5 protein-coding genes are annotated in these 5,027 nt (G+C 30.4%); all 5 read right to left on the reverse strand.

Annotated elements, in window-relative coordinates; all coding sequences use genetic code 11:
* The coding region (locus COZ07_RS08635) for an MFS transporter (RefSeq protein WP_406608161.1) at positions 1-752 on the reverse strand (752 nt) is incomplete at its 3' end.
* Between the two features lie 7 nt (positions 753-759).
* Positions 760-2,079, reverse strand: a complete 1,320-nt coding sequence (locus COZ07_RS08640) for a DUF2779 domain-containing protein (RefSeq protein ID WP_406608162.1) — start codon at positions 2,077-2,079, stop codon at positions 760-762.
* A 144-nt stretch (positions 2,080-2,223) separates the two neighbouring features.
* Positions 2,224-2,928 carry a hypothetical protein gene (locus COZ07_RS08645; protein ID WP_406608163.1) on the reverse strand — a complete coding sequence of 235 codons (705 nt, stop codon included), beginning with the start codon at positions 2,926-2,928 and terminating at the stop codon, positions 2,224-2,226.
* 89 nt (positions 2,929-3,017) lie between these two features.
* Positions 3,018-3,677, reverse strand: coding sequence for a hypothetical protein (locus tag COZ07_RS08650; RefSeq protein WP_406608164.1), 660 nt, complete (start codon positions 3,675-3,677; stop codon positions 3,018-3,020).
* Between the two features lie 56 nt (positions 3,678-3,733).
* Positions 3,734-5,027, reverse strand: a 1,294-nt coding sequence (locus COZ07_RS08655; protein ID WP_406608165.1) for a hypothetical protein, incomplete at its 5' end; no start/stop codon positions are given.

Consider the following 5,027-nt stretch of genomic DNA (forward strand, 5'->3'; position numbering starts at 1 on the left):
TAAAATAAGGAAAAAAATATACCAACAAAGGTTTGATTATAATTTTTATTAATGATTAAAAACGAAGGAATCGTGGTTAAAAAAATCCCATATCCTGCACCATAAAGAGTAATTCCTACTAGAGCTGCAAGAGAATTGCTGGTTGTTACCAATTCAATAATGTTTCTAAAATTAATGGTTTGTTTTTCTTGAAATTCATTATTATTAACCTTTTCGACGCTAAACAATAGAATTAGGGCACCTATCAGACAAACACCCACATAAAATAGGAATGGTTTATTTCCTATCAAATAATTGGAAAGAAGGATCCCTAATAAGGGTCCGATGGTAAGCCCAATATGGATAGATGCATTATAAATTCCTATTACCTTCCCTTTCGAACCGGGATACTTAATCGACAATAATGCAGGCGCTAACGCCCATATAGGAGCTTCGCCCATGCCTTGAAATACTCTACCTAAAAAATATAGATTGGCATGGTTGGAAAAGTAATATATAACTCCTGTTATAAAACATATTAAATACCCCAAAAACAAGAAGGATTTAAAACCATATCTATCAGATAGGTTACCTATTGGTACTTGTAAAATGATATATGAGATCGCAAAGGCAGAAGCTAAATAGCCTACAGTTGCTCCTGAACCTGTTAGAACGATTATTCTTTGTGGAAGCAAAGCCATAATCATTCCTACGCCAAGCATCATTATAAAGACAGATAAATTTAAGCCAATCAAAGTCTTTTTGTTTTTCACTTATTTTTCACCCTAATTTCTTGAAATAAAATAGGTATCTGTCCCTATTATCCTCTGAATAATCTTTTCCTGTAATTGCGGGAAGAACTACTTTCAAAGAAGTCTTTCCTTTTTGTTTTGGATGATAATAATACAATTTCTTAAATGGTTCTTCTAGATCAATAATTCTATCTATCATATTTTCAATCCAATCTTTATTTTCAGGAAAATCTCTTGCTAAATCTTTAAGAATACCTATTTCAAAGGACTTATGATAGACAATAATATCACCAGTTTTGCCAATTTCATTCTTCAATTTCCTTAATAAAGAGGGCCTAGGGTCTTTCTCCCCCTGTGCAAGAAAATCAAGATGATTTACTTTATTATTTTCATCTTGGATATGAAGCGAATATTGGAAGGGGATTTTTTGGTATGGTTTAGACTGATTAAATATAGGAATAGCTGTATCAAAGGTTTCAAAATCAAAATAGTAAAGCGGATATTGTAAATCTTTTAAAAAATCACTTATCTTATCCTTTGTAATTAAAATTTTATTTTCATCAACTGCTTTTTTTATCAGTTGGTCTTTTAGAGATAACTTTACATTCTTAGGAATATCTTTTATATCTAATATTCCATCTTCAAATAACTCCCAATATTTTCGCCAGTCAGTCAACTGTAAAACATGATATTCCGGCAGATTACCCCAGCATGCTTTTTTCAAGGGACATACGTATGGATTATTGCAATTTTTTGATATTAATATTTCAGGAGGATTACCTTGTTCGATTATTCTAATATATTCCTCTGAATTTTCCTCAACATTCTTAACTTGATTGACTTTCTCAGTTACATCTTCCTTTAATACTAAATCTATGGGATCGATAGAATTTCGCTTAATATACTCTTTGTTAATATATTTAATAAAACATTTTTTTATATTGATTCCACTTTTTTCACAAACAAATTTTTGAAATGCTAAATCAGGAATATGCTCTTTCTTCACTTCCGTTGAAGCTTTTATTTCATAAAGATTCCAACCATCACTTGAGCATTCAAGGATATCACCTTTAAAGAAAAGATTTTTATAAACCATACTCGCTTCAAAAATTGTCTTACTTTTACTAATTAAATTTTGAGTCTCTTTAATATTTTCACCATGCTCAAGATTCCCTAAATCTGTACCGTCCGGGAAAAGTTTTTTTACATATTTCTCAAGTTCTCTTCCCTGGGCAAATTTATGTTGATCATACAAAGAAAGTTCTGGCAATTGATTTCTAGAAGAAAACCATAAAATCCTTGGGCATTGTTGTCCACTCATATATAAAGATTTAGTCAGATAATTCATTTCTTATCACTCCCTCATAAAAATATTAAAATCACCTGTTAATTACCGTAATTAAAAATAGCTAGATGAATAGTTTTATGCATTATTTAATTCACTTTCCTGTTGGTTTGATTGTTTCCCCTAGTAATAAGCATTTTTTGTAATTCAATTTAATTGGTCAATAATTTTTTTTCTCAAAGCACTTTTGTCGGCTACGTTAACATTTTCCCATATATTACCATTAAATATTTTACATTTTCCCTTTGTTAACGTCTGATCTTTAAATGGACTTAAAAGAATGGCTAATTTCTTAATTTTGCCATTTGTGCATTTATTATTTTCAAAAACAATTTTAAAAGCATTTTTAATTTTTTCTACAGTATTATCTCTCTTTTTTGTACCTGTCGGTGATTTAGTTCTATCTTTATAAATGTGGATTATATACCCTGTATTTCTCACTTTATTTAATTTTTTAATATCATTTATTAGATGCTTTTCAATATTAATTGTTTTTTCAGTACCAAGCTCAAATGCGAATTCAGGTGTTATATATTTCTTGCCTATTTTTAAATTTAAATCATCAATTTGTTTTACATCATTCTCCGAGAAAATAACAATATCAATCCTTGTGCCAGCCCCTCCACCATATTCACGATGCAAAAGTGATGTTTTATAGAAGGATTTGGAATTTTTTCCCTTATGAACAAGGGTAGGATAAAGTTTTTTAAGTGCTTCAATCTTTTTAAGTCCTTCAGCTAATAATTGTTGATTATCTGCTTCTGAAAAATAAAGTAACGGTTCTTGAATAATCTCAATACAGGTCTTTGTAATAGCGTTATCAATATCATCTTTATTTATTATACAATTCATTACTAATCCACCTCTCTTTGTTTAAAAATAAAATTACAATTGATTTAAAAATTGTTTACAAAATATAAATCGATAAATATAGGATTTATCTAAGATTCTATTGAAGTCCAATTAATCCTCTGTTCTTCCTTCAATCTTTCAGCTTTAAGGTATGACCACCAAAGAATATCAAATATTCTTATCTTGCTTAAATGGTGAATATTATTTTCCAATAATTTATCAAAGATATAATTTAAATTTTTCCGATTAGATTCTATTTGTAGATTTTTATAAAAACCAATAAAGATTTTATCGGATCTATTTTCCGTCCATACATCATTAATTAATTGACGGTATTTCTTTTGAAGGGCGTTATCAATCATGGGAATGATTTTTGGATAAAGAGTATGTAAAATCTTTGTAGCTTTAGACAAACCAATTCCATTGATCTTTAACAATTCCTGAATAACAGATTCATTTAGTTCTTTAATCTGCTCATCTCTGTCTTTCTCTTCCAGATCTAAAAACTGCTCAAGATTATATTTAAATATACTTAAGCTCTTTGTACTTTCAGTTATTTTTTTACATTCTGAAAGTACTTCTTTCTTAATACGTGCGCCAATTTTATTTACATCCTCAATTTTCCTATCTCTATGCTCTAGAAGTAGGTCGTATTTAGCATAAAAATCATTTTGGTAGCAGTAACATTCGATTAAAGCAATAGGTTCAGGGATTTTAAATGATATTTTTGAGAATAGAAAAAAAATCATCTTAAAACCTCGATTCTTGTGGTTAAATCCTTATCATTGACGAATTATCTTCAATTCTAAAGTTTCCAATAGTAATTCTTTATTTTCTTCGACATTAGTTTTCTACGTTCTTGTAGAAACTCTTCATAATGATCGATATTTTTATTTTCCATTCCTTCGGGGATACAGTGTATAGTAAAATTATCTTTAATTTCATCTAAATCTGTAATCGCTCCATAAGCAGTTCTTTCATTTCCATTGCTACAATACTCCAACAATTTAGAGAAATAATCTGCGGGAGATTTATCGCCAATTGCTATGTTAATTTCACTCTGCATCATTACATAATTTGCAATCTGGTTATATTTATTCTGCGTCAAGCCATGCTTCTTGAGATAATTCTTCGGGAACAGATGGTGAACATCTCCTTTGAAGGCAATAAGATCATACACATTTATATCTCGAGATAAAAACCCTTTGTCTTTTGCATAAACTTGGGAAGCGAGATAGACATTAAAATATGGACTACTGGCGACTGATGTATTCATCTGTTGTGGTAAACCTGCTTCCCAGAATGCATCTGATAATTCAGCAGCCTCTACATCTTCTATATATTTAGCAATACCTATTTCGTTAATTCGTTTTACATCATAATCAAAAGATGATTCCGGGGAGCTTGAATAACGCCTGGTAAGCATAGACATTACAAACCATTTGCGTATATATGATTCTATTTTAGCGGGATTTATTTTTTGATACTTCAGCACAAGATAAACAATATAGGCAAAATTTATGGTATTTTGTGAACGAATCATTGACGGGTCTATAAATCCAGCGGATCGTAGAATCATAACAAACTGCTTGAAATTTGTCTCATTCATAAAATTAAATATACCTTCTTTTAGCTTTTTAAAGGATTCCTCCGCTATTGATTCTTCATAATCCCGGGTTTCAAAATTCCTTCCTGACAACAAAGCTACCAAATCTGCCAAGCGCCCTCTTTTAAACTGCGAGGTAAATGAAACTCGCAACATATCTGTATAAGATGGATCATACAAATCATCCTTTTCATTTTTTAACCAGGACATTTTCTGAAAATATTCTGTTTTGGAAAATTCTTGATCTGTATCTGCAAGCTGTGGATAGAATTCAGGAGCAACTGCTAAATGGCAAAAATAATCGATACATTTTCGTAATTCGTTTCCCCCATAAATGTCATTAGCAGCAATTTTTGACATAGCAAAATCAGCTTGGCTAAGAACAACACCTTGTGAATTAATGCGGATAAATATCTCAGTAACTGTCTCAATGTCTAAATCAGAATTTAGTTCAATCAGTCCGATTTGGTTGTGAATAATGCCTAGTAATGAT

The organism is Candidatus Infernicultor aquiphilus (genome assembly GCF_002784285.1).
In the GTDB taxonomy this organism is placed as follows: domain Bacteria; phylum Atribacterota; class Phoenicimicrobiia; order Phoenicimicrobiales; family Phoenicimicrobiaceae; genus Infernicultor; species Infernicultor aquiphilus.

Coding starts and splice junctions, on each gene's coding strand:
- COZ07_RS08640 (WP_406608162.1), bottom strand. CDS start 2,079: ATGAATTATCTGACTAAATCTTTATATATGAGTGGACAACAATGCCCA.
- COZ07_RS08645 (WP_406608163.1), bottom strand. CDS start 2,928: ATGAATTGTATAATAAATAAAGATGATATTGATAACGCTATTACAAAG.
- COZ07_RS08650 (WP_406608164.1), bottom strand. CDS start 3,677: ATGATTTTTTTTCTATTCTCAAAAATATCATTTAAAATCCCTGAACCT.